The following is a 24,536-nucleotide window of genomic DNA, read 5'->3' as shown; positions in this document are numbered from 1 at the left end:
TCCCGAGAAACCAAGAGGAACGATGTCGAGCGACGAAACGCCGAACGTCCCCACTCCGCCGCATTCGCGTGCGGCCGTGCGGGAGAAGGCCCAGCAGGTGAACGCCCAGCAGTCCCGCGCCCGGATCATCCGACGTGTGATCATCGCCGCGGTCGCGGTCATCGTGGTCGGCGCCGCGGGAGGCGCCGTGGCCTGGGCTGTGGGCTCCGCCGTGTCGAAGCCGTCGCTCACACCGTCGAACCTGCAGGACGACGGTGTCGTCGTGACCAAGGAGGATCTGGCCTCGGTGCGCGCCGGATCCGGGAGCACGCCCACGCCCTCGCCGAGCACGGCGGGCAGCGCGGCGCCGACCGGATCCGCCTCGCCGACTCCCGATCCGACCGCCACGGCCGACGCTGTCGACATCCATGTCTACGTCGACTACCTCTCGCCCGGCGCCAGCGACTTCGAGCGTGCGAACGCGAAGCAGCTCGCGACCTGGGTCGATCAGGACGCGGCGACCGTCACCTATCACCCGGTCGCGTTGCTGACCGCGAACTCCAACGGCACCAAGTATTCGCTGCGCGCCGCGTCCGCCGCCGCCTGCGTCGCCTCGATGCAGCCCGAGGTCTTCTACGCGTTCAACCACGCCCTGCTCGTCGACCAGCCGAAGCAGGACACCGACGGCAAGAGTGACAAGGAGCTCATCGCACTCGCGATCTCGAGCGGAGTGAAGGATGCCAAGGGCCTCCAGACCTGCGTCGAGGAGAGCACCTACGACTCCTGGGTGAAGGACGTCACGCAGCGCGCCGTGGACGGCCCGCTGCCCGGCTCCAAGAAGGGGGCCCTGAGCGGCGCGCCCACGATCGTCGTGAACGGCCAGGTCTACGCCGGATCGCTCACCGACGCCGCCGAGTTCAGCCAGTTCGTGCTCTCGGTCGCGAGCGACTCGTACTACGGCACGCCCGGTCCGACGCTCTCGCCCACGCCGTCGCCGTCCGCCGCGAAGTAGCGCGTGCGGCCGTCCGGCTCCGGACGGCGTGCACGCCGACAGCGCGGCGAATTGCTACGCTGTGGAGCGGTCGCGCCCTCACGGCGCCGGCCATTCCTCGCCTCCTTAGCTCATCTGGTAGAGCAGCGGCCTTGTAAACCGCAGGTGGCCGGTTCGAGTCCGGCAGGAGGCTCCGATTCTTCCTCCGCGGGCATCATGGTGCGGACATGACGCATCCGCGGTGCTCAGAACAGTCGATCCGTGCCCTTGTCATCCGCGCGCGGCGTCGCGGCCACCCGCGCGGTGATCGCGGCGGAGGCCAGCAGCGCCTCGTCGATGAGCTCGCGCGTGGCGTCGCCGTTCAGCCAGTCCCGGGCGAATGCGGCCGGCAGCAGCACCGGCATGCGGTCGTGGATCCCGGCGAGGCGCTCGGGCGCCGGCTGCATCACGATCGAGTAGCACGTGTACCAGGAGCCGTCCTCGGCGCGGCCGCGCTGGGTGATCGCGGCCATGCCGAACAGGGCGCCGTCCAGCCCGAACTCGTGCCACGCCTTCTGCGGCTTCTGCATCTCGTACCAGCTCGTGGCGGGGACCAGCGCCCGCCCCTTCAGGCTCCCGGGACGCTCCTGCAGCCGTTCGGAGCGGGTGTTGATCGAGGGGAACCGCGACGGCCGGCCGTCGACGAGGAATCCCCACCAGGCCTGCTCGAGCTGCGGTTGCGCGGACTCCGAGGGCAGCAGGATCGGATTGAGGTTGCGCAGCAGCCGTCCGGTGGGGCGCAGAGTCTCCTCCGCGTTGCGCCGCGCCCACGCGCGGATCCCCTCCATGAGTTCGTCGTCGGCTTCCTCGATCAGCTGCTGATCGCTGAATCGCGGATCCAGGCCGTAGCTCGCGCACATGGCTGGAGCGTACCTCGGGCGGGGGACGTCGGTGTGCTCGAGAGCGATTCCGCGCCCGAGTAGGCTCATAACGGTGACTGTGCCCCCTCCGAAGCCGCGCCGCGGGCGCACCGTGCTGGCGCTCGGCGGCGCGGTCGCCATCGGTGCGATGACGGCGATCCAGGCGCGCGTGAACGGGCAGCTCGGAGTGCGTCTGGACAACGGGATACTCGCCGGGTGGGTGTCGTTCGCTGTCGGCCTGGTGCTGCTGAGCTTCCCCGTGCTGCTCACTCGTTCGGGACGCGCGGGGCTCGGGCGTCTCTGGCGGGGGATCCGCACCGGCGGCGTGCGCTGGTGGATGCTGCTCGGCGGCGCCTGCGGTGCGCTGACCGTGTCGACCCAGGGCCTGGTCGCGGGCATCCTCGGCGTCGCCCTTTTCACGGTGGGCGTCGTGGCCGGCCAGACGCTGCACGGACTGCTGCTGGATCGGGTCGGATTCGGCCCGGCCGGCGTCGTCGCCATCACCCCGGGGCGACTGCTCGGCGGTGCGTTCGCGCTCGTCGCCGTCGGCGTCTCGCTCGGCGGCGACGTGCTCGCCCGGGCGCCGCTGTGGATGCTGGTGCTGCCGTTCCTCACCGGAGCGGGCATCGCGTTCCAGTCCGCCGTGAACGGCCGGCTCGGTCAGCGCATCGCCTCGCCGCTCGGCGCGACCTACATGAGCTTCTTCGGGGGCGTGCTCGTGCTCTCGGTGTCAGCAGGTGCGAGCCTGCTCGTGACCGGAGCTCCGGAGCCGTTCCCCGCCGTGTTCCCCGCAGACCTGTGGCTGTACCTGGGCGGGCTGCTCGGTGCGTCCTACATCCTGCTGGGGGTGATCATCGTGGCCCGCACGGGAGTGCTGCTGATGGGGCTCGGTGCTGTCCTCGGTCAGCTCGTGGTGTCGGTGCTGATCGACATGATCTGGCCGCCCGCGGCCGGCCCTGCCGCATGGCAGGTGGTCGTCATGGTGCTCGCGGCGGTGCTGTCCGTGCTGGCGGCGCTGCCCTGGGGGCGTCGCCGGGTCAGCCCTGTTCCTCGGTCTTCCTGAGCCGCCGCTGCTTCTTCGCAGTCTTCTCGGCCTTCTTCCGGGCTTTCCTGGCCGCCTTCTTGGCCTTCTTCTTCACCTTCTTCTTGGTGCACTTGTCGGGTTCGGTGGAGTCGGCGGGTTCGCGCGCACTGTCGGACGGCGCAGCGTCGTCGGGCGCGCTCTGGACGGGCATCCGGCTCAGCACCGATTCCGCGTCGAGCACCTGGCGTCGCCCCGGCTCCTTGCCTGGCTTGCCGCCGACGTACAGCCAGCCCAGAAGCTCCTCGTCCGGACCGAGTCCGTGCGCTCGGGCCACGGCTGCGGTGCGGGTGTAGCCGCCGGTGCGCCAGATGACTCCCCAGCCGGCCTCATCCAGCAACAGGCTGAGCACGTGCGCGACACCGGAGGCGACGGCCTCCTGCTCCCAGCGGGGCACCTTCTCGCTGTCCCGGTAACTGGCGACGACGGCGATCAGCAGGGAGGCGCGCAGAGGCTTGGACGAGGGCGAGTCGTCGCCCGTCGTCGCTGCGATGGCCGCACCCAGTCGTTCTCGGTCCTGTCCACGCAGCTCGATCAGGCGCCAGGGCCGCAGCGAGGAGTGATCCGCGACGCGGCCGGCGGCCGCGATCAGCGGCAGCAGCTGCTCGCGGGTCGGCGCGTCCGGGGTCACCTTGGACCAGGACTGCCGACGGCGAACGGCTTCGAGTGCGCTCATGCCCCGGTCGCGGAATCGTCCGGCTGGAACGACAGCGCGATCGAGTTCATGCAGTATCGGTCGCCGGTCGGCGTGCCGAATCCGTCCGGGAAGACGTGGCCCAGATGCGAACCGCAGTTCGCGCAGCGCACCTCCGTGCGCAGCATGCCGAGACTGTTGTCCTCGATCAACTCCACGGCTTCAGGCCGGACCGACTCGTAGAAGCTCGGCCAGCCGCAGCCCGAGTCGAACTTCGTGCCGCTGCGGAACAGCTCGGCGCCGCACGCGCCGCAGGTGTAGAGGCCGGCACGGTGCTCGTCGAGCAGCTCGCCGGTCCACGCCCGCTCGGTCGCGGCCTCGCGCAGCACGGCGTACTGCTGCGGGTCGAGCTCGGCCCGCCATTCGGCGTCGGTCTTGGTCACGCGGTGCGACATGGATCCTCCCGGGGTCGGATCCATTCTCGCGCGTTCCTGGCCGTGGAGGGGCGGCGGCCGGGCGCGCCGTCCGGGCCGGGCGCCGACGGCGACGTAGCCTGATGGGGTGACCGACCTCCTCAGCGACCGCGAGCGTGTGATCCTCGCGTTCGAGGCGCGGCGCCCCGGGCACTCCAGCGCCAAGGAGGAGGCGATCCGCGCCGAGCTGGAGCTGACGCCGGCGCGCTACTACCAGCTGCTGGACCGGGTCATCGAGTCTGAGCAGGCGCTGATCGCGGATCCGATGCTGGTGCGTCGACTGCGCCGGATCCGAGACGACGCGGCAGCGCGGAGATCGGGTCGCACCGCGCTGTCCGCCGGCTGAGGCGCAGCCGCGCTCGAGATCGACGGCCTGTCGTTCACCGAAACCGCAGCAGGACCCCGGATAACATCGGGGGATGCCAGAATCCGCCCGCGACCGATTCGACGTGATCCCGCACGCGCAGGGACGCGTCGGCGCCCACCGTGCCGAGAACCCCGGGATGCGCGGCTGGTTCGTGCTGCTGTGGGCCGCAGTGGCGACGGCGGTGCTGATCGCCGTCGGGATCTTCGCCGCGATGCTCGCCATGGGCCGGATCAGCTTCGACGGCGGTGCGCCGGTGCCCACGGCATCGCCGACCGCTACCGTGGCGGCGCCGACGCTGGACACGTCGTACGCCGTCCTGGTGCTGAACGCGACCGGCGTGAACGGGCTCGCCGCGAGCACGCGCGACACGATCGTCAACGCCGGGTTCGCCGGCGGCTCCGTGGCGGCGAGCGATGCCGACACCCAGGACTTCCCCGCGACCACGGTCTACTACAAGACCGAGGCGGACAAGCCTGCGGCCCAGGCGCTGGCTGCCTTCATCGGCGCGACGAAGGTCGCGCTGAGCGATCGGTACGGCGACGACGTCGTGACCGGCCAGAAGCAGCTCACCGTGGTGCTCGGGCTCGATCTCGCGAAGAACGCACCGACCACGGAGCCGACCCCCGCCGACACGTCGGGCGACGGCTCGGCGGGCTGAGCCCGGACGCTCTCTCTACGGCTTGCACTCACAGGGGTCGAGTGCCAGACTGGGTTTAGCACTCGACTGATCTGAGTGCTAAAACCCAATGTCTACGTCCAGGAGGGACGACAGAACTCATGGCAAAGATCATCGCTTTCGATGAGGAGGCCCGTCGCGGTCTCGAGCGCGGCCTGAACATCCTGGCCGACGCGGTCAAGGTGACCCTCGGCCCGCGTGGCCGCAACGTCGTGCTCGAGAAGAAGTGGGGCGCCCCCACGATCACGAACGACGGCGTGTCCATCGCCAAGGAGATCGAGCTCGACGACCCGTACGAGAAGATCGGCGCGGAGCTCGTCAAGGAGGTCGCGAAGAAGACCGACGACGTCGCGGGTGACGGCACCACCACCGCAACCGTGCTCGCCCAGGCGCTGGTCCGCGAGGGCCTGCGCAACGTGGCCGCCGGTGCCGACCCGATCAGCCTGAAGAAGGGCATCGAGAAGGCCGTCGCCGCCATCACCGCCGAGCTGCTCGCCTCCGCCAAGGAGATCGAGTCCAAGGAGCAGATCGCCGCTACTGCGTCGATCTCCGCCGCCGACCCGGAGATCGGCGAGCTCATCGCCGAGGCCATCGACAAGGTGGGCAAGGAGGGTGTGGTCACCGTCGAGGAGTCCCAGACCTTCGGCACCGAGCTCGAGCTCACCGAGGGCATGCGCTTTGACAAGGGCTACCTGAACCCCTACTTCGTCACGGACCCGGACCGCCAGGAGGCTGTCTTCGAGGACCCGTACATCCTCATCGCGAACCAGAAGATCTCGAACATCAAGGATCTTCTGCCCGTCGTCGACAAGGTGATCCAGGACGGCAAGGAGCTCGTCATCATCGCTGAGGACGTCGAGGGCGAAGCCCTTGCGACCCTGGTGCTGAACAAGATCCGCGGCATCTTCAAGTCCGTCGCCGTCAAGGCTCCGGGCTTCGGTGACCGCCGCAAGGCGCAGCTGCAGGACATCGCGATCCTCACCGGCGGCACCGTGATCACCGAGGAGGTCGGTCTCAAGCTCGAGAACGCGACCCTCGACCTGCTGGGCCGTGCGCGCAAGGTCATCGTCACCAAGGACGAGACCACGATCGTCGAGGGTGCCGGAGACGCCGAGCAGATCGCCGGTCGCGTGACCCAGATCCGTCGCGAGATCGAGAACACCGACAGCGACTACGACCGCGAGAAGCTGCAGGAGCGCCTCGCCAAGCTCGCCGGCGGCGTGGCCGTCATCAAGGCGGGCGCGGCCACCGAGGTCGAGCTCAAGGAGCGCAAGCACCGCATCGAGGACGCCGTCCGCAACGCGAAGGCCGCCGTCGAGGAGGGCATCGTCGCCGGTGGTGGCGTCGCCCTGATCCAGTCCGGCACGAAGGCCCTCAACGGCCTCGAGCTCACGGGCGACGAAGCGACCGGCGCGAACATCGTGCGCGTCGCGATCGAGGCGCCGCTCAAGCAGATCGCCCTCAACGCCGGTCTCGAGCCGGGCGTCGTCGCGCACAAGGTCTCCGAGCTCCCCACGGGTCACGGCCTCAACGCCGCGACCGGCGAGTACGGCGACATGTTCGCACAGGGCATCATCGACCCGGCCAAGGTCACCCGCTCGGCGCTGCAGAACGCCGCGTCGATCGCCGGCCTTTTCCTCACCACCGAGGTCGTCGTCGCCGACAAGCCGGAGAAGGCTTCGGCCATGCCGGCCGACCCGTCCGGCGGCATGGACTTCTGAGTCCAGCCCCCTTTCGAGAAGGCCCCCGGGATTCGTCCCGGGGGCCTTCTCCGTCTGCGGAGCCGCCCACGAAAGCGCGTCCTCGGCAGGGGGACACTCAGTGGAACAGCGCAGTGGAGTCGTTCTCGGCCTGCGCGTAGAGCTGGCCGGCGGACCCGAGGGCCTGGGCGATCGCCGCGAGCGCCTGCTCGACATGCGCCTGTGCGCCGCGCCACTGCTCCACGGCGTTCTGACACGCGACGGAGGCGCCCCCGCTCCAGGACGACTGCAGCTGAGTGAGTTGCGACGTCATGGCGGCCGAGTCGCTCTGCAGCCGCTCGCTCGTGGCCTGCACGGACAGCCTGGTGGTGAAGACGGCGTCAGTGTCGACGGTGAAAACGGACATGAGGATCCTTTCGTCGTGGTGCATCGGATGCATCCGACGTTAGGGATCCGGTGCCTGTCGATAGGGGCCGGTCGCGCAACCGGTGCGGAACCTTCGCGGGGTCCGCACTGTGCGGATCGATCGAGGACGCCAGCTGCCGCCGGGCTCAGCGGGACAGGTCCAGCGGCCGCCGGGCTCAGCGCGAGAGGTCGAGCGGCTCGATGGGCTGCGTGTCCTGCAGCAGGTGCTCCGGCGTCGCCTGCGCCGGTGCGAGCGGCAGCGACACGGTGAACGTCGCACCGCCGCCCGGTGTCTCGGTCACCTGGACCGAGCCGTTCAGCGCACGCACGATGGACGCGACGATGGCGAGCCCCAGGCCCGCGCCGCCGGTGTCTCTCGTGCGCGAGGAGTCGGCGCGCCAGAAGCGCTGGAAGATCTGATCCCGGATCTGCTCGGGGACGCCCTCACCGTGATCCACGATCGCGAACCAGCCCACGTCCCGGCGCCGGTCCGCGCCCACGACCACCTCGATGGGGGAGTCGCCGGGGGAGAATCGCCGCGCGTTGCCGAGCAGGTTCGCGATCACCTGGCGCACCTTGTTCTCCTCGCCGAGCACGATCGGCGGCGTGGAGACGGGAGCGACGACGGCCTCGGAGAAGTCGATCTCGGGAACCGGGCCGCCGTCGCGCGGGCGCCGGCGCAGGATCGCGGGTATGCGACCGCGCGGAGGCGCCGTGCGTGTTGTCGGGGTCGGCCGTGTGATCGCCATGTGTGAGGGCACGGGCAGGTCCGTAGGGTGCGCCTCGGCGGTCATGTCGACGACGGTGACCGGGCGCTCGGGCGCCGCCGCGCGCAGGTCGAGCGCGGCGTCCTGCGCGAGCGGGCGAAGATCGAGCGGTTCGATGGTGAGTTCGCGCTGCTCGTCCAGGCGGGCGAGGGCGAGCAGATCCTCGACGAGCACGCCCATCCGCAGCGCCTCCTTCTCGATCCGGTCCATCGCGCGCGCAGTGTCCTCGCCGGGCTTGATGGCGCCCATCCGGTACAGCTCGGCGTAGCCGCGCACACTCACCAGCGGCGTGCGCAACTCATGGCTGGCGTCGCCGACGAAGCGCCGCATCTGCTGCACAGAGCGGTCGCGCTGGGCGATCGCCGCGTCCAGCCGGTCGAGCATGGTGTTGATGGCGCCGTTCAGCCGCCCCACCTCGGTCGTCGGCTCGAGGTCCGTGAGCCGCTGACTGAAGTCGCCCGCGGCGATCGCCATGGCGGTGGACTCCACCCGGCCCAGCCGGCGGAAGGCGAGCGTCACCAGCCCCCGGGTGGCGAGCGCCGCGATGATGATCGTCACGAGCGCCACCGTGGTGAACACCCCGAAGAACGTCGCCAGGATGCGATCCGGCTCGTCCAGCGACACCGCCACGATCTGCGTGTAGGTGATGTTGGTGCTGGGGTCCTCCCGCACCGCCACAGCGGCGCGGAACTCGGATCCGTCCGCGCCTCGCAGCACCATCGGATCCGTCCGTCCGGCTTCGAGCGTCGCACGGGCCAGAGGGTAGGTGGTCGGGAACTCGGGCTTGCCGGCCTTCGGCGCGCCGCCCCCGGAGTACACGAGCGCGCCGGCCGTGTCGTAGACCGCGACGAAGTAGTCCGCGAGGCCCAGCGTCTCGTCCTTAAGTGTGACGCTGAAGGTGCCGTAGCCGTCCGGCGTGATCGTGGCGAGGTCGCTGGTCACGAGCGTCGGCAGCTGGGATTCGACGTTGTCGATGAGCAGGTTGCGCAGGATCGGCATGGTGCCGATGCCGGTGACGACGAGTCCGAGCGCGAGCACGCCGACGGTGACGCCGGTCACCTTCGCCCGAAGGCTGATCCGGCGCCACCATCGCGTGATCGCGTCGGGCTCTGCCATCCGCTACGCGGTCTTCCCCACCTTGAGCATGTAGCCGAAGCCGCGCTTGGTCTGGATGACCGGCTCCTCGGTGTGCGGGTCGATCTTGCGGCGGAGATACGAGATGTAGCTCTCCACGATGCCGGCGTCGCCGTTGAAGTCGTACTCCCAGACGTGGTCGAGGATCTGCGCCTTCGACAACACCCGGTTCGGGTTGAGCATGAGGTAGCGGAGGAGCTTGAACTCGGTCGGGCTGAGTTCGATGGGGGTGGATCCGACGAACACGTCGTGCGTGTCCTGATCCATCGACAGCTCGCCGGCGCGGATCACCGATTCCTCGTCCGCCTGCATGGTGCGGCGCAGGATCGCCTGCGCACGCGCGACGATCTCGTCCAGGGCGAACGGCTTGGTGACGTAGTCGTCGCCGCCCGCATTCAGTCCCTCGATCTTGTCCTCGGTGTCGTCCTTCGCCGTGAGGAACAGGATCGGCGCCGTGAAACCCGCGCCGCGCAGTCGCTTGGTGACGCTGAATCCGTTCATGTCGGGGAGCATCACGTCGAGGATGATGAGATCGGGCTCCTCCTCCAGCACGGCCGAGATCGTGGCGGCGCCGTTGGCGACGGTCTTCACCGAGAAACCGGCGAAGCTCAGGCCCGTGGAGAGGACATCGCGGATGTTGGGTTCGTCGTCGACGACCAGGATGCGCGCTTCAGTCATGCCCCCATTATGGTGACCCGATCCGTGTTCGGGCTGATTGCGGGCGGAACTTTCCTAGGGATCGGCTATGCGGCGCCTCAGGAAGCGTGACGATCCGCCCCTTTCGGGTGCAGAGTGTGTCCATGAAGATCGACATCATCGAGCACGAGGGGCCGTACCGTGTCGGCGTCATCGTCGGCAGCCTCTCCCGGGAGTCCATCAATCGCCGTCTGGCGAACGCACTGACGCATCTTGCGCCCGAGGGTTTCGAGTTCTTCGAGATCTCCTATGCCGACCTGCCGTTGTACAACCGCGACTTCGACGCCGACTATCCGCAGGTCGCGCTCGACTTCAAGGAGGCGGTGACGAGCGCGGACGCGGTGCTCTTCGTCACCCCTGAGTACAACCGCTCGCTGCCGGGGCCGCTGAAGAACGCGATCGACTGGGGCAGCAGGCCCTGGGGGCAGAACGTGTGGGCGCACAAGCCCACCGGCGTCGTGGGGGCGTCGATGGGGGCGATCGGCACGGCCGTCGGACAGCAGTCCCTGCGCGCCACCCTGGGCTTCCTCAATGCCCGTCAGATGACGTCCCCCGAGGCGTACATCCACTATTCGCCAGGACTCATCGACGACGACGGCCGGGTGACGACGCCAGGGACCGAGGAGTTCCTGCGGCAGTTCATGACGGCGTTCGCCGAGTACACCGCGAGAGTGCTGACGGTCATCCCGCAGACCTGATCCGGGCCGGATCCGCACCGTCCACGGTGACGCAGCATCCGGAGATGGATGACGAGGAGCGCGGCGGGGACTCCGCCTGCTGGCTGGCCCGGGTGTGCCCGGAGTGTGGGGCTCTGCTCGAAGATCCGACCGCGCCGTGCTGGCGCTGTGGTCTGAGGCCGGGGAGGATTCCCGCGTCTGAGCGCCTCGATCGAGGCCCGCGTGCGCCGACCGCGTCCAGTGCACCGGTCAGCCGCTCAGGGCGGCATGCACGGCGTGAGCGATCACCTCGCGGATGGGTGCGTCGGGATCCACCGTGACCCGGTGCAGCAGGAGGCCGTCGCCGGTGGCCATGACGAAGGCGGCGTGCCGAGCCGCGGTGTCCCCGCCGAGGCTCGTGAGGATCCCGCGCACCCACGCCTCCATGCCGAGCCGCTGTTCGCGTAGCGGTCGCATGGCGTCTTCATCCGCCTCCAGGAACAGCGCGTAGCGCGCCCTGGTCCGCGCCGCGAGCGGACCGGACTGGAGCTGGATCATCCGGGACACGGCGTCGATGAATTCGTCGGCGGAGCCGATGTCCGGCAGGCCGGCGTCCGCGCGCTCCTGTGTCGCCAGCCACTCGATCACCCCTGAGACCAGCGCCGCACGCGTGCGGAAGTGATTCGACGTGGATCCGGGCGGCAGCGCGGCTGCGGCATCCACCCGGCCGTGCGTGAGCGCGCGGATCCCCTCCGTGCCGATCAGGGTCACGGCGGCGTCGAGCGCCCGACGGCGCGTACTGCTCATGGGACGAGCGTAGATCACTATTTTCATAGTGCGCTGACACTACGAACGTAGTAAACTTCCCGGCGAACCACCGTGGTCCGCGCGGTGCGATGACAGGGAGGTCTCGCCATGGACACGCCGACATCCTCGCGACTCCAACGGGAATGGTCGCCGCCGCTGCCCGACGCGGCCGAATTCGAACACACGATGATCGCCACGCCGGGGCTGCGCACGCATGTGGCGTCGATCGGCGAGGGCGAGCCCGTCGTGCTTCTGCACGGTTTTCCGATGCACTGGTGGCAGTGGCGCCTCATCGCGCCGATCATCGCTGCGGAGGGGTATCGCGTGATCTGCCCCGATCTGCGCGGCTCGGGCTGGACGGAGGCCGATGACCCGCGATTCGGCCCGGAGTCCCAGCTGGACGACGTGGTCGCCGTGCTGGACGCGCTCGGCATCGGCGCCGCGCGCTTCCTCTGCCACGACATGGGAGCGATCTCGGGGATGCAGCTCGCGTACCGCAATCCGGAGCGCGTGCGGGCGATCGTGCAGGTCGCCGTGCCGCCGGGCTTCATGGAGTTCTCGCCCCGGGTGATGCCCGCGTTCGCGCACATGCCGGCGCTGCTCATGCACCGCGCGGGAAGCTCGCTCAGGTACCTGTTCGGATCCCGCTATGCGGCGAAGCCGATGACCGACGAGACGGTCGAAGCCTACCTGCGGGTGCACGAGCGGCCTGAGATCGAGCGGGCCGTGACCGCGCTCTACCGGGGCATGGTGATACCGGTCTCGCGACGGCTGATGGGAGGGGTCTACAAGCGGATGCGTCTGCGCCCGCCGATGCTCTGCGTGTTCGGCAGCGAGGACGGCCCGTTCGCGGAGCCGACGGTGCGCCGCATCTGCAGGAACCGTGGGCAGCATGCCGACAGGTTCGAGCTCGCGTTCGTCGACGACGGGGCGCATTTCCTCACGGACGATCAGCCGCGCGAGGTCGCCCGGCTCGCGCTGGACTGGTTCGCCCGCACCACCTGATCTCGCGTCGTGCCCCCTCAGGCGGCCTCGAGCTCGTGCGCGTCCAGGATCGTGTAGCTGTAACCCTGTTCGGCGAGGAAGCGCTGCCGGTTCTGCGCATAGTCCTGGTCGACCGTGTCCCGCGCGATCAGCGTGTAGAAGCTTGCCGTGTGCCCGGACTGCTTCGGTCGCAGCAGGCGTCCGAGGCGCTGCGCCTCCTCCTGGCGCGAGCCGAAGGATCCGGACACCTGGATCGCGACCGAGGCCTCCGGCAGGTCGATGGAGAAGTTCGCGACCTTCGACACCACCAGCAGCTCGATCTCGCCCTCGCGGAACTGCCGGTACAGCTCCTCGCGCTCGTCCACCGGCGTCGCGCCGGTGATCGACGGCGCGTTCAGGGCCTCGGACAACTCCTCGAGCTGGTCGAGGTACTGCCCGATCACGAGGATGCGCTCGCCGGGGTGCTTCGCGATGAGCTCGCGCACCGTGGTGATCTTGGCCGGCGCGGACGCGGCGAGGCGGTAGCGCTCGTCATCCGTCGCGGCGGCGTACTCCAGCCGGTCGTCCGGTGGCAGGTCGACGCGAACCTCGTAGCAGGCGGCGGGCGAGATGAAGCCCTGCGCCTCGATCTGCTTCCACGGTGCGTCGAACCGCTTGGGGCCGATCAGGCTGAACACGTCGCCCTCGCGGCCGTCCTCGCGCACGAGCGTCGCGGTGAGGCCGATCCGACGGCGGGCCTGCAGATCGGCGGTGAGCTTGAAGACCGGTGCGGGCAGCAGGTGCACCTCGTCGTAGACCACGAGCCCCCAGTCCATCTCGTCGAGGAGGGAGAGGTGCGCGTACTGGCCCTTCCGCTTCGCGGTGAGGATCTGGTAGGTCGCGATCGTGACCGGCTTGACCTCCTTCACCTGCCCGGAGTACTCGCCGATCTCCTCGGGGGTCAGGCTGGTGCGTTTGATCAGCTCGTCGCGCCACTGGCGGGCCGAGACGGCATTGGTGACGAGGATGAGCGTGGTCGTCTTGGTCGCCGCCATCGCACCGGCGCCGACGATGGTCTTGCCGGCACCGCAGGGGAGCACGACGACGCCGGATCCGTCCTTCGCGAACGCGTCGACCGCGTCCTGCTGGTAGGGGCGCATCGCCCAGCCGTCCTCGGCCAGCGTGATCTCGTGCGGTGTACCCGGCGTGTAGCCGGCCAGGTCCTCGGCGGGCCAGCCGATCTTCAACAGCTCCTGCTTGATCTGGCCCCGCGCCCACGCGTCCACGACGTACGTGTCGGGGGCAGGGTGGCCGACGAGCAGCGGCTGGATCCGCTTATTCCCGGCGACCTGGGTGAGCACGGCGGGATCCGTGGAGCGCAGGATGAGTACGCCCTCGTCGTCGCGCTCGATCACGAGCCGGCCGTAGCGGTTCACGGTCTCGCGGATGTCGACGGAGACCGACGGGGGCACGGGGAAACGCGACCAGCGGTCGAGGGTCTCCAGCATGTCCTCGGCCGTGTGGCCGGCCGCGCGGGCGTTCCACAGCCCCAGCCGGGTGACCCGGTACGTGTGGATGTGCTCGGGGGCGCGTTCCAGCTCGGCGAAGATCGCGAGCTCGTGCCGCGCGCTCTCGGCGTCGGGGTGCGCGACCTCGAGCAGCACGGTGCGGTCGCTCTGGACGATCAGCGGGCCATCAGACATAGCGGACCAGTCTACCGGTCGCACCGGGGAGCCGGCGCTCGGCGCCGATCGATGCTCGCGGCCACGGGGGTCGGGGCGGCCCGGTCCTGCTGAGAGGATCGGGACTCAGGATCCGGCGTCCTCGATGGCGCGGGTGGAGAGGATCGAGCGGATCGGCAGGGTGCGCTCGACGTCGCTCGCCCGGTCGCGGCCGCGGACGCGCCCGCCCCCGAAGCCGGTCACCTCGAGCACCAGCTCGCGCGCCGTGCCGTCGGGCATGGCTACCTCGACGGCGAGCACGGCGCGCTGCTTCGCGGCGTGCTCGAGCTCCCGTTCCAGCCACGCGGCGTCCGGGTTGCCCTCACGCGCCTCCCGCAGCCGGGCGATGAGCGCCGCGTAGCGCTGGGCGTCGGCGGGGGGCGGGGGAGCGCTCTCCGCTGTGGTGCGAACCGGTCGCTCCACCGCACCGGCCGCGTCCACGAGGGCGGCGGGGTAGTGCTCGTCGGTGAGCGCCCAGAACACGGTGTCGCGGTTGACCCGCGTGGTCAGCGCCGCGGCGTCCTCGCCGGTGTCGTCGGGGACGAGGCCCAGGGGGCGCAGCGCCTGGTCCACGCCGATCGCCTGCAGCAGGTGCAGGTCGCGGCTGCGCACGCGAGTCCGTCCGGTCGCAGGGTCGGTACCGACCTGCACCTGGCCGTGCCTGCTCGCGCTCTGCGCCAGCAGGTAGCGCAACGGCTGCGGCACTCCCGTCAGGGAGAGACCTTCGAGGAAGTCCAGCACCCCCTCCTCCGTCTCCCCGGACGACAGTGCCGTGCTGAGCGAGTCGGCGGTGAAGCGGTACGAGGACGCCTGGCTCGCCGACTCGCGGGTGGCCATGCCGCGCAGCCGCAGGTCCAGGGCGGGCAGCAGCGGCCCCGGGGCGATCGCAGTGAGATCGTTCTGCAGGAAGATCCGGTCGACCTCGGCGGGCACGTAGGCGGCGAGGGCGGAGGGATCCGGGTCCGCTCCGCGTCGCGGCGCCTCGGCCCAGGGGGTCTCCGCTGCGGTTCCGTCCGAGCTCTCGTCTGTGATGAGGCCGAGCAGACGGGCCTGCCGGATGAGTCCGTCGATGCGTGCCGGCCAGCTCGGGTCCCAGGGATGCTCGGCGTGCCAGTCCGCAAGGGGGATCCAGCCGCCGTTCCGGGTGCGCAGCACCTCGGGCAGAGCGGTGCGGAAACCTGCGACCAGCCGCGACCAGCGCTCGGGGCCGGGCAGCCGGAGCCACGCCGCACCGGCGTCGGACAGGCGCAGGGTGCGCTCGATCGGCCGCAGCAGACCGGCGGCCGTGCCGAGCGCGAGCACATCGTCGAGCAGAGCAGGGTCTTCGGGGAGCCCGCGTTCGCTCAGGCGGCGCTTCTCGGAGAGTCCCACGGTGCCGCCTGCGAGCAGCGCCAGCGGCCCCTCCTCGGCGAGCAGAAGGGCGTCGGCGAGTGTCGCGACCGTCGTGAAGGCGCGTTCGGCGGCCCGGGCTGACTCGGGCTCATCTGCGCTCTTAGGGAGGTCTGCGGACACCGATTCGTCGCCCGGGATGATCGGGCCTGCGACGGTGTCGCGTGCGGCGACGGCCGCCGCCACTGTCGGGGGTAGCGTCGCGCCGGAGGGCGAGAGCAGGGCGAGGGTGCGCAGCGCGTCCGCGACCGCACCGGGATCCGCGCCGGATGCGGCGGCGACGAGTCCCGCGACCTCGGCCCGGGTCAGACGGGGCAGAACCCGTGCCACCGACGTCGGATCCAGCAGCGCCTCGGCGGCGTCGAAGAAATCGTGCCAGCCGGCATCGGGTCGCACCTCACGGCGCCCGAAGAGCGCGGCGAGCTCGTCATCGGTACGCGCGGACAACGCCTCGGCGAGAAGGCGCGCATGGGTGCTCATGGTGAGAACAGCTCGCGGCGGCGTCAGGAGCGCCGCGCCGCGCGTCCTCTCCGGACGAAGCTCATGATGAGCAGGACGACGATCATGCCGAAGGCGATCGGCAGGCCCCAGAACGGGAACACGCCCACGACGGGCCAGGCGCCGTGCGTGAAGTCAGCCTGCTTCATCCCCACCGCGGTCGCGATGATGATCACGAAGAAGCAGATCACCGAGAGGGCGGCCAGCGTCAGCGCGCCGAAGGTCAGGAACCGATCGATCCCGCGGATCTCCGGCTCGGGGGCAGGCGGCCGAGTGCTCATCCGTCCCAGCCTACCCGCTCCGCGACCGGTAGGCTGGTGGGGTGCGGGGCTTCCGCACGCCACCCGATCGGATCCCCCGGATCCGGCGCCCGAGTATTTGCAGCGAGGTTCTCCCATGCCCACCGGCAAGGTCAGGTTCTACGACGACGAGAAGGGGTTCGGCTTCATCACCACCGATGACGGCCAGGACGTCTTCCTGCACGCCTCGTCCCTCCCCGCCGGGTCCGCGGTCAAGGCCGGCGCTCGCGTCGAGTTCGGCGTCGCCGACGGAAAACGCGGCCTGCAGGCGCTCTCCGTGCGCGTGCTCGAGGCTCCGGTGAGCCTCGCCAAGTCCAAGCGCAAGCCCGCGGACGACATGGCTGTGATCGTCGAGGATCTCGTGAAGCTGCTCGACGGCATCGGCGGCGACCTGCGCCGCGGCCGCTATCCGTCGTCCAGCCACGGCCGCAAGATCGCCGCCGTGCTGCGCAACGTCGCCGAGGACTTCGATGCCTGAGGACGAGGCCTCGGGCATCGAGCCGGTCGAGCCTGCGCAGGGCGCGGTCGCGCCGGAGTCCGCCGAAGCCGTCGCCCCGGCGGTCGAGGAGCGCTTCTCGACCGATGAGCCCCTCGCCGTGCCGTTCGTCAGCGAGCGCCTGCTGGGCGCGCGCGATCTGGCGCTCGCCGCCCTGCACGAGATCACCCCCGCCGCATCGGTCGGGCCGGCTGCCGGTTACCTGCCCGAGGTCGACGGCGTGCTCTCGCTGCGTTTCGAGAACCGGCTCGGCGGCTACCCCGGCTGGTACTGGACCGTTTCGGTCGCCCAGGTCGGGGACGAGGAGCCGACCGTGCTGGAGGCCGAGCTCCTGCCCGGCGACGGTGCTCTGCTCGCGCCCGAATGGGTGCCGTGGGCCGAGCGCCTCGCGGAGTACCGCGCACATCAAGCGGAGCTCGCCGCGACCGCGCAGCACGACGCAGAGGCGAACGGATCCGAGGAGATTTCGGGCGAAGAGCTCGACGGCGGATCCGACGACGACCTCGACGACGACGATCTCGATGACGACGCCGACGATGACGATCTCGACGCCGATGAGCGGGACGAGGACGATGCCGCACCGCGTTTCCACGCCGGCGACCTCGACGGCGTGGACATCGATGAGCTCGATGACTCGGCAGAGTCCGCGGAGGACTCCGAGGATGACGATTCCGAAGAGGATGACGATTCCGACGAGGACGACGACTCCGAAGAGGAGTGACGCGCCGGGCAAGGCCCGGAAATGCTTCGATATGAGAGAAGGCGCCCCCGAGCGGAGGCGCCTTCTCTCATATCGCAGCGCGACTCAGACGCCCTGGTGCTCCAGCACGTAGTCGATCGAGCGGATCAGCTGCCGCACATCATCCGGCTCGATCGAGACGAACGTCGCGATACGCAGCTGGTTGCGGCCGAGCTTGCGATAGGGCTCGGTGTCGACGACGCCGTTCTCGCGCAGGGTCTTGGCGATCGCGGTCGCGTCCACCGAGTCGTCGAAGTCGATCGTCGCCACCACGGGGGAGCGGTCGGCGGGGTTTGCGACGAACGGCGTCGCCACGGAACTCGCCTCGGCCCAGCGGTACAGCTCCTGCGAGGACTCGTTCGTGCGGGCCGCCGCCCAGGCGAGTCCGCCGCTGGTGTTGATCCACTGCAGCTGCGAGTCGAGCAGATGCAGCGTCGTCAGGGCGGGCGTGTTGAGCGTCTGCTCGAGGCGGGAGTTGTCGACGGCGTTCTTCAGGCTGAGGAACTCGGGGATGTAGCGACCGGAGGCGGCGATCCGTTCGATCCGCTCGATCGCGGCAGGTGAGACCGCGGCGAACCACAGCCCACCGTCGGAGCCCAGGTTCTTCTGCGGGGCGAAGTAGTAGACGTCCGTCTCGGTCACGTCGAAGTCGATGCCACCGGCGGCGCTCGTCGCGTCGATGACGGTGAGGGCGCCATCCGCGGCGACGCGGCGGATCGGCGAGGCGACGCCGGTCGAGGTCTCGTTGTGCGGCCAGGCGTACACGTCCACGCCGTCGACGATCTCGGCCTCGGCGCGGGATCCGGGCTCGGCGTTGCGCACGTCCGGCGCCTGCAGCCATGGTGCGGCCGCCGCTTTGGCGAACTTTCCGCCGAACTCGCCCGAGACGAGGTTCTGCGCGCGGTTCTCGATGAGGCCGAACGCGGCGGCGTCCCAGAACGCCGTGGATCCGCCGTTGCCGACGATGATCTCGTAGCCCTCCGGAAGGCGGAACAGCGACGACAGCTGCTCGCGGACGCTGCGGACGAGGTTCTTCACCGGCGCCTGCCGGTGCGAGGTGCCCAGCAGGCTCGACCCGACGGCGGCGAGCGCGCTCACCTGCTCCGGACGGATCTTGGACGGGCCGCATCCGAAGCGGCCGTCGACGGGCAGAAGTTCACGGGGAATCTCGATCGCCATGCACAGATTCTAGGTGTCGGCGGGGGAGCGCCCCGGCCCTGTGACGCCGTGCGACGGGCTCCGCACGAGGCTGGCGACCCCGCGCTGCGATGCCTCTGACAGCCCCTGCAGGGCAGAGCCGACGCATATCCGCAGAAGGTAGGCTTGCCTAACACCACGCAACCGCGTCCGCGGCACGACAAGGGGGATCGATGGCCGATCTGATCGACACCACGGAGATGTATCTCCGCACCATCCTCGAACTCGAGGAGGAGAACATCGTCCCCCTGCGCGCCCGGATCTCCGAGCGCCTCGGGCACTCCGGCCCCACGGTGTCGCAGACGGTCGGCCGCATGGAGCGCGACGGTCTCGTGGTCGTCTCCGAGGATCGACGGCTCGAACTGACCGAGGCCGGACGCCGCAAGGCGGTGGACGTGATGCGCAAGCACCGCCTCGCCGAGCGGCTGCTCTCCGACGTGATCGGGCTGGACTGGGCCTACGTGCACGAGGAGGCCTGCCGCTGGGAGCACGTCATGAGCGAGCAGGTGGAGCGCCGTCTGGTCGAGCTTCTCGGGCACCCCACGGAGTCGCCGTACGGCAATCCGATCCCCGGCCTGGACCAGCTCGGCGGCACCCCGGCACGCACCTTCGACGAGGGCGTGATCGGCCTCGTCGAACACATGAACACGGCGGGCACCCCCACCGAGGGCACCGTGCGTCGTCTCGCCGAGCCCGCGCAGGTGGATCCGGAGCTGCTGGAGCAACTGCGTGACGCGGGCGTCGTCCCGGGGGCGCGCGGGCGGTTCCGCTTCAACGAGGGGTACGTGCTCATCGAGGTCGACGGGCAGGACGAGGGGCTCGAGCTCCCGGTCGAGCTCGCCTCGCACATCTTCCTGGTCGCCTGAGCTCTTCGCACGCATCGGGGACGATCCGCCGCCTGGGCGTCGCCTGTACGCGACCCTCTGGATCCGCGGAAAATCAACGTTCAGCAGATCCTTGGCGCAGTGTGACACGTTCGTGACTTTCCGGTAGCGTCGAAAGGGCCGCCGGCGAGAAGCCCGCCGACGGACTCCACGGCGCTCGCCTCATCGGCCCGTCGCCGCCGTGGGGAGGCATGTGTCCGAGCCCTGTGCGGACCGACCCGATCGACGACGGACCGGCGCGATCTCGCGCAGAGGCCGGAGGACAGACTTTGCCTGAGACCACGATCGAGACTGCGAGCCCGACGAACGCCGAAGCGACGACGTCCAAGAAGGGCGTGAACCGATCCGCTTTCGTGCGTCCGGTGCGCACGGTGGCGATCCTGGGCGCCGTCGGCGCCCTGGTCGCTGCGATCGGCCTTCCGGCGTTCGCCTCGGCGAGCGGTCCGGCCGATGCGGCCCCGGTGACCACGGAGCAGCTGGCGGCAGACAACGCGCAGTCGATCGTCGTCGCTTCCGAGGCCACACAGGCCCCGAGCGCGCGCGGGCAGTTCACCGCGACCACGCCGGACGAGATCGAGAAGCGCAAGGCGGAGGATGCCGCAGCGGCTCGGGCCGCCGAGGCGGCCGCATCGGCGGCGTCGGCCAGCAGCTCCCGCCCGTCCCTCGCTGGGATGGCGCTGGTCGCTCCGGGCTCGGGCGCGGTGCGCTACCCGGTCACCAGCTTCACCCCGGGCGAAGGCCCCGGATCCGGTCGCGGCCACGAGGGCTGGGACATGATCGCCCCGGAAGGCACCCCGATCTACGCTGCGGCTGCCGGGACTGTGACCGCGTCTGCCGAGAGCATCGGCGGATACGGCGTCTCGATCATGATCATGAGCAACCTCAACGGCACCATGGTGGAGACCCGCTACGGTCACATGGTCTACGGCAGCCGGATGGTGGAGACGGGTGACCAGGTCTCCGCAGGTCAGCTCATCGGGCTGGTCGGCAACACCGGTAACTCGTACGGATCCCACCTCCACTTCGAGGTGCGCATCGGCGGCTCGGTCATCGACCCTGAGCCCTGGCTCGCCGCGAACGCGGGCTGACCGGCATCAGTCGCCCCTGCCGGTTGCTCGGATCGGTCATCCAGAATCAGGGGGTGACAGATTCATCACGATCGGGTAACGTCGGGGAGGTCGCCGACGAGAAGCCCGTCGACGATAACCCCGGCGGCCGCCTCCCGGTTCGTCACCGCCGTGGTCATCCTGATGCTTGTCGAAATCCCGACCTGCACGCGAATACGGACGAGCCGACGCACGGCGCCGAGGCCTGGAGGAAGCCCTTGGCTGCAGAACTCGAAAAGACCGATACATCCGTCGACACGCGTTCCACGAAGCGTGCGAAGAACCCGGTCTCCCGTTCCGTGGTGCGCCCGATCCGCACTTTCGCCGTGCTCGCCGCTGTCGGTGCACTGGTGACAGCGATCGCCCTTCCAGCACTCGTGACCGGCGCCGCTTCGCCCGCGACCGCTTCGCCGGCGACCGCAGAGCAGATCGCCGCCGGCCATGCGCAGTCGATCGTGGTCGCCTCCGAGGCGACGGCGGTGTCGGGCACGCGGGGTTCGTTCACCGCGACGACGCCGCAGGAGATCGAGCAGAAGAAGGCGGCCGAGGCCGCGCTCGCCGCGGCGAAGGCGGCGGCGGAGGCCGCCGCCAAGCCCTCGGTCGCGTCCGTCCGCACGAGCATGGCGCCGATCGCGAGCCCCGGACAGGTCATCTACCCCATGGCGGCCGGCTCCTACACGCTGAGCGATGGCTTCGGCGCGGCTCGCAGCGGTCGCAGCCACATGGGACAGGACTTCGCCGCCCCGATCGGCACGCCCATCTACGCCGCCGCCGATGGCTGCGTCACGATCTCGCAGGACGGCTACGGAGGCTACGGCGAGACGATCGAGCTCTCGCACCCCGCCCTGAGCGGGGCCAACGCGATCGCAACGCTCTACGGGCACATGAACTACGGCAGCCGAGCCGTGAGCGTGGGTCAGTGCGTCACCGCCGGACAGTACCTCGGCGAGGTCGGCAACACCGGCTGGGTCTCCGGATCCTGCCTGCACTTCGAGGTGCTCGTGAACAACACCGAGATCGACCCGCTGGCGTGGCTCGAGGTGAACGTCCGCTGATCCGACAGCGCGTTCACCGGAAGTTCTCCGCGTCGTCGCCGGGGCATGGGTTAGCCTGATTCCGTCGTCGCAAGGGCGGAGGAACACGATGGGACGAATACCGAGCATCCGAACCACGGATGCACTCGGTCGACTCGTTCTTCGGCATTGCCCGCAGGATCGGCACGGATCACCCGTGCGCTCTCGGCGCTGTCTCTCGTAGACAGCGCCGTTTTCGTATCCTGCGGACCCTCCGTCTGCGCACGGTCGAGAGACCGGGAAGCCGTCCCGGTCGGATCGAAGGGATGCAGGATGCGCACACTGGTGCTCAACGCAGGGTACGAACCGCTCGCGATCGTGTCGTTCCGACGCGCGCTCGTGCTGGTCATGAACAAGAAGGCCTCCGTCGTCGAATGCGTCGACGACGATCCCGTCTGGGCGGCGAGCGGCCGCTTCGACCGCCCGGCCGTGATCGTGCTCAGCTGCTATGTGCGGATGCCGAGGAGCCGGTACGCTCCCGTCACGAGACGCGGGGTGCTGCGCCGCGACGGCAACCGCTGCGGGTATTGCGGCAAGTCCGCCTCCACGATCGATCACGTGCTGCCGCGTTCGCGCGGCGGCAAGAACTCCTGGGAGAACCTGGTGGCGTGCTGCCTGCGCTGCAACAACGTCAAAAGCGATCGCACTCCGCAGGAGATGGGATGGGAGCTGCGACTGACGCCCGCCCCGCCGCGGGGGACCGGCTGGACCGTGCGCGGATCCGAACGCGGCGAACCCAGCTGGGAGCGGTACCTGGCGATGGCCGCTTAGGTCCGTGGGCGCTCGTTAGACTGGGAGCGCGCCTTCGTAGCTCAGTCGGATAGAGCGGCCCTCTCCTAAAGGGCAGGTCGCAGGTTCGAATCCTGTCGGGGGCACGAGCGATGGGGAGACCGCCCGAAGGGTGGTCTCCCCATCGCTTTACACCGCCCGAAAGGCGAGGCTCCATTCGCCAGGAGGCTCCGCGCACCGCCATCCTTGCGGACGTCACCCGATCTCGACACGTGCGGCGCGCGGAGGGGCGAATGGAGATGCGGGGGCACAACTGATGGAGATGCGGGGGCACACGCGACCCGATCTCGACACCCCCGCCACCTCGCCGCACACATGAGAAGGGACCGCCCATACAGGCGGTCCCTCTCGCATTCATGGTTCGTGGTCAGTGCGCGGCGCGATAGGCCTCGATCACGTCTGCCGGGATCCGGCCGCGCTCGGAGAGCTTGTAGCCGTTGTCACCGGCCCAGGCGCGGATCGACGCGGTCTCAGGGTTGCGATTCGGGCGCTTGGCGGCTGCAGCCGGCCGTCCCGTCGCCGCGCGCTGCGTGCGCCGGCCTGCGGAGAGGTAGGGGGCGAGTGCCGCACGCAGGTCTGCGGCGTGGGCGCTGGTCAGATCGATCTCATAGGCGGATCCGTCGAGCGAGAAATGAACGGTCTCGCCTTCGCCCACTTCGAGAACGGAACCGTCGATATCGTCGACGAGCTGATGAACGATTTTGCGTGCCATGGCGACAAACCTAGTTGCAGGAATTGCCGGCGGCAATGATTGGAATGCGGAATGTCATGCGTGTCCCTGATCGATCAGTTTCAATCCGACAATGCACCCGACCAGCCCGAGGATCAGCAGGATACGAAGCCAAGAGACCTCGGAATCGCCGGTGATCATCGCCCAGACGACGGTGAGCGAGGCGCCGATGCCGACCCATACCGCATAGGCGGTGGCCGTCGGGATCTCCCGCATCGCCCACCCCAGCCCGAACATCGATGCGGCGAGGCCGATCACGAAGATGACACTCGGCCACAGTTTCGTGAAACCCTCGGATTTCCCCAGCGCGGTGGCCCATACGGCCTCGAACATTCCGGAGAGGATGAGCACGAACCACGCCACGGCGGGCCTCCTTGAGAGCCAGTCTTTTCGCTGTCCGGGTACTGGCCCGCCTCGTCCGGGTGCGCACTGCGCGATTCAGAGCATAGCCGCACATCCTGGGCAGGAGCAGGGCAGCGCAGAGGGTCAGGGGATCAGTCCGTCCCGCCGCGCCCGGGCGACGGCGGCGTGGCGGGTCGGGGCGTCGAGCTTGGCCATCGCGGTGCCCAGGTACGCCTTCACCGTGGACTCGCGCAGTCCCAGCTCACCTGCGACCTGCGCGTTGGTCTGACCGAGGGCTGCGCAGCTCAGCACGTCGAGCTCGCGCGGGGACAGGTGCACCTCGGCGGCGCGCGACCGTGGCGCAGGCGCGGAGAGTGCGAGCAGGCGGTGCTCGAGATCACCGAGGCGTTCGCGCACCGCCGGGTCCGGCACGAGGGCGGCGACGGCGCGCAGCTCGGCGAAACTCTCGCGCAGTTCTTCGCGCTGTGCGGGGCTCAACGAGGGCGGGGGAGCCGGCGTGCTCATGGAGCGCAGCCGCCGCTCCACCTCTTCGCGGATGCGCAGTTCGCCGGCGAGCGCGTCCGCGATCTGCATCGCCGGGGCGGTGGTGATTCCGCCGGCCGGAGATTCCTCCCAGGTCCCGGCGTACAGCACGCCACGCGGCCGTCCGGACACGATCACGGGGATCGCGAGCAGCGTGCGCAGACCTTCGCCCAGCACGAAGCCGTCGTAGTCGTGGGTGATCTGCCGCGAGGCGCCGTAGTCGTGGGTCATCCGAGGACGAAGTTCGGTCATGGCCCGTCCCCCGAGACCGCGCTGCGGCTGCACCCTGAGACCCTCGAGGCTGCGGGTGCGGGAGCCGACGATCGCGGTGACCGGAACCTCACCGCTGTCGAGCAGGCCGCCGAAGGCGACCGGGAATCGGGTGCGCCGGATCAGGTCGCGCACGGCCTGCGCGACCAGATCCGCATCGGATCCGACTGTCTCGAACGAGTTCACCGACTACCAACTTCCGGGGGTGCCCGCCCCGTCTGGTCGTTTCGTA

General features: G+C 69.7%; 27 protein-coding genes, 2 tRNA genes and 1 riboswitch. Of the genes, 15 read left to right on the top strand and 14 right to left on the bottom strand.

Going from position 1 to position 24,536, the window contains the following annotated elements; all coding sequences use genetic code 11:
• Positions 1 to 22 precede the first annotated feature (22 nt).
• Positions 23 to 991 (top strand): DsbA family protein, encoded by a 969-nt coding sequence (locus tag AC1DCT_RS06405; protein WP_441977643.1) that lies wholly within the window; start codon positions 23 to 25, stop codon positions 989 to 991.
• A gap of 99 nt (positions 992 to 1,090) precedes the next feature.
• Positions 1,091 to 1,163, top strand: a tRNA-Thr gene (locus AC1DCT_RS06400).
• A 52-nt stretch (positions 1,164 to 1,215) separates the two neighbouring features.
• On the opposite strand, the gene AC1DCT_RS06395 is transcribed toward AC1DCT_RS06400, so the two are convergent.
• Complete coding sequence (locus tag AC1DCT_RS06395) at positions 1,216 to 1,869, bottom strand: SOS response-associated peptidase family protein (RefSeq protein ID WP_441977642.1); 654 nt, start codon at positions 1,867 to 1,869, stop codon at positions 1,216 to 1,218.
• Positions 1,870 to 1,942: 73 nt separating this feature from the next.
• On the opposite strand from AC1DCT_RS06395, the gene AC1DCT_RS06390 reads away from it, so the two are divergent.
• Entirely contained in the window at positions 1,943 to 2,932 is a 990-nt protein-coding gene (locus AC1DCT_RS06390; RefSeq protein WP_477229534.1) for a DMT family transporter, read from the top strand.
• Here the strand turns inward: AC1DCT_RS06390 and AC1DCT_RS06385 are convergent.
• On the bottom strand, positions 2,907 to 3,626 hold the full coding sequence (locus AC1DCT_RS06385) for a nitroreductase family protein (RefSeq protein ID WP_477229533.1): 720 nt from the start codon (positions 3,624 to 3,626) through the stop codon (positions 2,907 to 2,909). The two genes, AC1DCT_RS06390 and AC1DCT_RS06385, sit on opposite strands and share 26 nt — an antisense overlap.
• A complete protein-coding gene (gene msrB / locus AC1DCT_RS06380; protein ID WP_440733743.1) occupies positions 3,623 to 4,039 on the bottom strand; it encodes a peptide-methionine (R)-S-oxide reductase MsrB in 417 nt (138 codons plus the stop codon). Before msrB ends, AC1DCT_RS06385 begins: the two co-directional genes overlap by 4 nt.
• A gap of 106 nt (positions 4,040 to 4,145) precedes the next feature.
• Between msrB and AC1DCT_RS06375 the strand changes: the two genes are divergently transcribed.
• The 3 genes from AC1DCT_RS06375 (at position 4,146) to groL (ending at position 6,821) form a co-directional block, all read left to right on the top strand.
• On the top strand, positions 4,146 to 4,403 hold the full coding sequence (locus AC1DCT_RS06375) for a DUF3263 domain-containing protein (RefSeq protein WP_440733742.1): 258 nt from the start codon (positions 4,146 to 4,148) through the stop codon (positions 4,401 to 4,403).
• A 73-nt stretch (positions 4,404 to 4,476) separates the two neighbouring features.
• A complete protein-coding gene (locus AC1DCT_RS06370; RefSeq protein WP_477428083.1) occupies positions 4,477 to 5,082 on the top strand; it encodes a LytR C-terminal domain-containing protein in 606 nt (201 codons plus the stop codon).
• Between the two features lie 119 nt (positions 5,083 to 5,201).
• Positions 5,202 to 6,821, top strand: coding sequence for a chaperonin GroEL (gene groL, locus AC1DCT_RS06365; RefSeq protein WP_441977639.1), 1,620 nt, complete (start codon positions 5,202 to 5,204; stop codon positions 6,819 to 6,821).
• A gap of 97 nt (positions 6,822 to 6,918) precedes the next feature.
• On the opposite strand, the gene AC1DCT_RS06360 is transcribed toward groL, so the two are convergent.
• The 3 genes from AC1DCT_RS06360 to AC1DCT_RS06350 all read right to left on the bottom strand — a co-directional run bounded on the left by AC1DCT_RS06360 (position 6,919) and on the right by AC1DCT_RS06350 (position 9,784).
• On the bottom strand, positions 6,919 to 7,206 hold the full coding sequence (locus AC1DCT_RS06360) for a WXG100 family type VII secretion target (protein ID WP_440733740.1): 288 nt from the start codon (positions 7,204 to 7,206) through the stop codon (positions 6,919 to 6,921).
• A 175-nt stretch (positions 7,207 to 7,381) separates the two neighbouring features.
• A complete protein-coding gene (locus AC1DCT_RS06355; protein WP_477229532.1) occupies positions 7,382 to 9,088 on the bottom strand; it encodes a sensor histidine kinase in 1,707 nt (568 codons plus the stop codon).
• 3 nt (positions 9,089 to 9,091) lie between these two features.
• Positions 9,092 to 9,784, bottom strand: a complete 693-nt coding sequence (locus tag AC1DCT_RS06350) for a response regulator transcription factor (RefSeq protein WP_159575299.1) — start codon at positions 9,782 to 9,784, stop codon at positions 9,092 to 9,094.
• Between the two features lie 122 nt (positions 9,785 to 9,906).
• On the opposite strand from AC1DCT_RS06350, the gene AC1DCT_RS06345 reads away from it, so the two are divergent.
• A complete protein-coding gene (locus AC1DCT_RS06345; protein ID WP_477229531.1) occupies positions 9,907 to 10,500 on the top strand; it encodes an NADPH-dependent FMN reductase in 594 nt (197 codons plus the stop codon).
• A 228-nt stretch (positions 10,501 to 10,728) separates the two neighbouring features.
• Here the strand turns inward: AC1DCT_RS06345 and AC1DCT_RS06340 are convergent, their stop codons facing one another.
• The gene (locus AC1DCT_RS06340; protein WP_477428081.1) at positions 10,729 to 11,265 is read right to left on the bottom strand and encodes a TetR/AcrR family transcriptional regulator; all 537 of its coding nucleotides are present in this window, start codon (positions 11,263 to 11,265) and stop codon (positions 10,729 to 10,731) included.
• A 108-nt stretch (positions 11,266 to 11,373) separates the two neighbouring features.
• Between AC1DCT_RS06340 and AC1DCT_RS06335 the strand changes: the two genes are divergently transcribed.
• Entirely contained in the window at positions 11,374 to 12,270 is an 897-nt protein-coding gene (locus tag AC1DCT_RS06335) for an alpha/beta fold hydrolase (protein WP_477428080.1), read from the top strand.
• A gap of 17 nt (positions 12,271 to 12,287) precedes the next feature.
• Here AC1DCT_RS06335 and AC1DCT_RS06330 read toward each other — a convergent pair whose 3' ends face one another.
• From AC1DCT_RS06330 to AC1DCT_RS06320, 3 genes are all read right to left on the bottom strand, one after another.
• Positions 12,288 to 13,931: a DNA repair helicase XPB gene (locus AC1DCT_RS06330; protein ID WP_477428078.1), complete on the bottom strand. Its 1,644-nt coding sequence runs from the start codon at positions 13,929 to 13,931 to the stop codon at positions 12,288 to 12,290.
• A gap of 105 nt (positions 13,932 to 14,036) precedes the next feature.
• The gene (locus AC1DCT_RS06325) at positions 14,037 to 15,818 is read right to left on the bottom strand and encodes a helicase-associated domain-containing protein (RefSeq protein ID WP_441976440.1); all 1,782 of its coding nucleotides are present in this window, start codon (positions 15,816 to 15,818) and stop codon (positions 14,037 to 14,039) included.
• A gap of 23 nt (positions 15,819 to 15,841) precedes the next feature.
• Positions 15,842 to 16,117 carry a multidrug ABC transporter ATPase gene (locus AC1DCT_RS06320; RefSeq protein WP_441976439.1) on the bottom strand — a complete coding sequence of 92 codons (276 nt, stop codon included), beginning with the start codon at positions 16,115 to 16,117 and terminating at the stop codon, positions 15,842 to 15,844.
• Between the two features lie 115 nt (positions 16,118 to 16,232).
• Here AC1DCT_RS06320 and AC1DCT_RS06315 point away from each other — a divergent pair, with 115 nt between their 5' ends.
• A complete protein-coding gene (locus AC1DCT_RS06315) occupies positions 16,233 to 16,613 on the top strand; it encodes a cold-shock protein (RefSeq protein WP_440733732.1) in 381 nt (126 codons plus the stop codon).
• Positions 16,606 to 17,352 (top strand): DUF3027 domain-containing protein, encoded by a 747-nt coding sequence (locus tag AC1DCT_RS06310; RefSeq protein ID WP_477428076.1) that lies wholly within the window; start codon positions 16,606 to 16,608, stop codon positions 17,350 to 17,352. The genes AC1DCT_RS06315 and AC1DCT_RS06310 overlap by 8 nt, the downstream gene beginning before the upstream one ends.
• A gap of 84 nt (positions 17,353 to 17,436) precedes the next feature.
• On the opposite strand, the gene serC is transcribed toward AC1DCT_RS06310, so the two are convergent.
• A complete protein-coding gene (gene serC, locus AC1DCT_RS06305; protein WP_477428075.1) occupies positions 17,437 to 18,549 on the bottom strand; it encodes a phosphoserine transaminase in 1,113 nt (370 codons plus the stop codon).
• Between the two features lie 191 nt (positions 18,550 to 18,740).
• Here serC and AC1DCT_RS06300 point away from each other — a divergent pair, with 191 nt between their 5' ends.
• The 5 genes from AC1DCT_RS06300 to AC1DCT_RS06280 all read left to right on the top strand — a co-directional run bounded on the left by AC1DCT_RS06300 (position 18,741) and on the right by AC1DCT_RS06280 (position 22,505).
• A complete protein-coding gene (locus AC1DCT_RS06300) occupies positions 18,741 to 19,433 on the top strand; it encodes an iron-dependent transcriptional repressor DtxR (RefSeq protein ID WP_440733729.1) in 693 nt (230 codons plus the stop codon).
• A 287-nt stretch (positions 19,434 to 19,720) separates the two neighbouring features.
• On the top strand, positions 19,721 to 20,539 hold the full coding sequence (locus tag AC1DCT_RS06295) for a M23 family metallopeptidase (protein WP_441976436.1): 819 nt from the start codon (positions 19,721 to 19,723) through the stop codon (positions 20,537 to 20,539).
• A 236-nt stretch (positions 20,540 to 20,775) separates the two neighbouring features.
• Positions 20,776 to 21,612: a M23 family metallopeptidase gene (locus AC1DCT_RS06290; protein WP_477428074.1), complete on the top strand. Its 837-nt coding sequence runs from the start codon at positions 20,776 to 20,778 to the stop codon at positions 21,610 to 21,612.
• A gap of 291 nt (positions 21,613 to 21,903) precedes the next feature.
• Positions 21,904 to 22,401, top strand: coding sequence for an HNH endonuclease (locus tag AC1DCT_RS06285; protein WP_477428072.1), 498 nt, complete (start codon positions 21,904 to 21,906; stop codon positions 22,399 to 22,401).
• A 30-nt stretch (positions 22,402 to 22,431) separates the two neighbouring features.
• Positions 22,432 to 22,505, top strand: a tRNA-Arg gene (locus AC1DCT_RS06280).
• A 281-nt stretch (positions 22,506 to 22,786) separates the two neighbouring features.
• Here AC1DCT_RS06280 and AC1DCT_RS06275 read toward each other — a convergent pair.
• The 3 genes from AC1DCT_RS06275 to AC1DCT_RS06265 all read right to left on the bottom strand — a co-directional run bounded on the left by AC1DCT_RS06275 (position 22,787) and on the right by AC1DCT_RS06265 (position 24,490).
• Positions 22,787 to 23,131, bottom strand: coding sequence for a histone-like nucleoid-structuring protein Lsr2 (locus AC1DCT_RS06275; RefSeq protein ID WP_440733725.1), 345 nt, complete (start codon positions 23,129 to 23,131; stop codon positions 22,787 to 22,789).
• A 54-nt stretch (positions 23,132 to 23,185) separates the two neighbouring features.
• Positions 23,186 to 23,512: a DMT family transporter gene (locus AC1DCT_RS06270; protein WP_477428070.1), complete on the bottom strand. Its 327-nt coding sequence runs from the start codon at positions 23,510 to 23,512 to the stop codon at positions 23,186 to 23,188.
• A gap of 12 nt (positions 23,513 to 23,524) precedes the next feature.
• Positions 23,525 to 23,589: riboswitch (guanidine-III (ykkC-III) riboswitch) on the bottom strand.
• A 46-nt stretch (positions 23,590 to 23,635) separates the two neighbouring features.
• Positions 23,636 to 24,490, bottom strand: a complete 855-nt coding sequence (locus AC1DCT_RS06265) for a LuxR C-terminal-related transcriptional regulator (protein ID WP_440733723.1) — start codon at positions 24,488 to 24,490, stop codon at positions 23,636 to 23,638.
• Positions 24,491 to 24,536 lie beyond the last annotated feature (46 nt).

This window comes from Microbacterium sp. 10L49, from assembly GCF_056395125.1.
Note: the sequence above shows the minus strand (reverse complement) of the source record. Positions and strands in the feature narration are given on the sequence as shown.

Excerpts from the sequence above, each read along its gene's own strand:
- AC1DCT_RS06320 (WP_441976439.1), bottom strand. The coding sequence starts at position 16,117 with ATGAGCACTCGGCCGCCTGCCCCCGAGCCGGAGATCCGCGGGATCGAT.
- AC1DCT_RS06315 (WP_440733732.1), top strand. The coding sequence starts at position 16,233 with ATGCCCACCGGCAAGGTCAGGTTCTACGACGACGAGAAGGGGTTCGGC.
- groL (WP_441977639.1), top strand. The coding sequence starts at position 5,202 with ATGGCAAAGATCATCGCTTTCGATGAGGAGGCCCGTCGCGGTCTCGAG.
- msrB (WP_440733743.1), bottom strand. The coding sequence starts at position 4,039 with ATGTCGCACCGCGTGACCAAGACCGACGCCGAATGGCGGGCCGAGCTC.
- AC1DCT_RS06360 (WP_440733740.1), bottom strand. The coding sequence starts at position 7,206 with ATGTCCGTTTTCACCGTCGACACTGACGCCGTCTTCACCACCAGGCTG.
- AC1DCT_RS06330 (WP_477428078.1), bottom strand. The coding sequence starts at position 13,931 with ATGTCTGATGGCCCGCTGATCGTCCAGAGCGACCGCACCGTGCTGCTC.
- AC1DCT_RS06285 (WP_477428072.1), top strand. The coding sequence starts at position 21,904 with ATGCGCACACTGGTGCTCAACGCAGGGTACGAACCGCTCGCGATCGTG.
- AC1DCT_RS06300 (WP_440733729.1), top strand. The coding sequence starts at position 18,741 with ATGGCCGATCTGATCGACACCACGGAGATGTATCTCCGCACCATCCTC.
- AC1DCT_RS06385 (WP_477229533.1), bottom strand. The coding sequence starts at position 3,626 with ATGAGCGCACTCGAAGCCGTTCGCCGTCGGCAGTCCTGGTCCAAGGTG.
- AC1DCT_RS06340 (WP_477428081.1), bottom strand. The coding sequence starts at position 11,265 with ATGAGCAGTACGCGCCGTCGGGCGCTCGACGCCGCCGTGACCCTGATC.
- AC1DCT_RS06345 (WP_477229531.1), top strand. The coding sequence starts at position 9,907 with ATGAAGATCGACATCATCGAGCACGAGGGGCCGTACCGTGTCGGCGTC.
- AC1DCT_RS06370 (WP_477428083.1), top strand. The coding sequence starts at position 4,477 with ATGCCAGAATCCGCCCGCGACCGATTCGACGTGATCCCGCACGCGCAG.
- AC1DCT_RS06335 (WP_477428080.1), top strand. The coding sequence starts at position 11,374 with ATGGACACGCCGACATCCTCGCGACTCCAACGGGAATGGTCGCCGCCG.
- AC1DCT_RS06275 (WP_440733725.1), bottom strand. The coding sequence starts at position 23,131 with ATGGCACGCAAAATCGTTCATCAGCTCGTCGACGATATCGACGGTTCC.
- AC1DCT_RS06405 (WP_441977643.1), top strand. The coding sequence starts at position 23 with ATGTCGAGCGACGAAACGCCGAACGTCCCCACTCCGCCGCATTCGCGT.
- AC1DCT_RS06395 (WP_441977642.1), bottom strand. The coding sequence starts at position 1,869 with ATGTGCGCGAGCTACGGCCTGGATCCGCGATTCAGCGATCAGCAGCTG.
- AC1DCT_RS06355 (WP_477229532.1), bottom strand. The coding sequence starts at position 9,088 with ATGGCAGAGCCCGACGCGATCACGCGATGGTGGCGCCGGATCAGCCTT.
- serC (WP_477428075.1), bottom strand. The coding sequence starts at position 18,549 with ATGGCGATCGAGATTCCCCGTGAACTTCTGCCCGTCGACGGCCGCTTC.
- AC1DCT_RS06350 (WP_159575299.1), bottom strand. The coding sequence starts at position 9,784 with ATGACTGAAGCGCGCATCCTGGTCGTCGACGACGAACCCAACATCCGC.
- AC1DCT_RS06325 (WP_441976440.1), bottom strand. The coding sequence starts at position 15,818 with ATGAGCACCCATGCGCGCCTTCTCGCCGAGGCGTTGTCCGCGCGTACC.
- AC1DCT_RS06310 (WP_477428076.1), top strand. The coding sequence starts at position 16,606 with ATGCCTGAGGACGAGGCCTCGGGCATCGAGCCGGTCGAGCCTGCGCAG.